This window comes from Corynebacterium sp. UMB0012, from assembly GCF_030216265.1.
Lineage (GTDB): Bacteria > Actinomycetota > Actinomycetes > Mycobacteriales > Mycobacteriaceae > Corynebacterium.
Genome location: NZ_JASOKQ010000052.1, coordinates 1 through 965, shown reverse-complemented (window position 1 = coordinate 965; position 965 = coordinate 1). Strand labels below are relative to the sequence as shown.

At 56.0% G+C, this 965-nt stretch carries 1 pseudogene; it reads left to right on the top strand.

Annotated elements, in window-relative coordinates:
• Window positions 1-936, top strand: a pseudogene (locus QP324_RS11810) (IS3 family transposase); the annotation flags it as partial.
• Window positions 937-965: the final 29 nt, after the last annotated feature.

Here is a 965-nt window from a genome sequence, read left to right as displayed (position 1 = left end):
CCAGGTTGAGCGGCTGGAAGCGGAAAACGCCTACTTAAAAAAATTGCGAGACTTGAGGAACCAGGGACACGCCTGAAAGCCCAGGCAATCGTCATCCTCAAGTCACACCACCGCTTGGACTACCTCCTGGATGCGGCCGGCATGGCACGCTCGACATTCTTCTACCACCAAAAACGACTCACCGCACCGGATAAACATGCCGAGCTCAAACAAGCGATCCGGGACAGTTTTCAGCGCAACAAACACCGCTACGGCTACCGGCGGGTACTGCTCGACCTGCGTAACCAGGGCTGGGTGGTCAACCACAAACTTGTCTACAAGCTCATGCGCGCCATGGGCTTGAAAGCCAAGATCCGCCAGCGCAGGCCCTACATCTCCTACACTGGCACAATCAGCTACATCGCTGAGAACACACTCGAGCGCAACTTCACCCCCGATAGGCTCAACACTGTCTTCGTCAGCGACGTCACCGAGTTCAAAGTCGCTGGCCGCAAGGTGTATCTCTCACCGGTGATGGACCTGTTCGACCGCTCAATCGTCGCCCACACAGTGGCCACATCGCCGTCTACGGCGTTTACCTCGGCTTCGTTGGCGCAGGCGATCAAAGCGTGTGCTCCAGAGCCGGGCTGGATGATCCACACCGATCAAGGATTCCAATACAAGCACTCATCATGGCGCACCCTGATTAGCCAGCACCAGGGAGTCCAATCGATGTCACGCAAAGGCAACTGCTACGACAACGCGGTCATGGAGAACTTCTTCGGCCACCTGAAAACCGAGATGTACCACGGAGAAGCCTTCGACACCGTCGCAGAGTTCAACCAGGCAATCGACGAGTACATCCGGTGGTACAACACCGAACGCATCCAACAACGACTCAAGGGTCTAACCCCGATGCAATATCGAAATCAGACCCTTGAAGCCCTAACCGCCTAGAATTAAACCAGTCCAACTTTCGGGGGCCA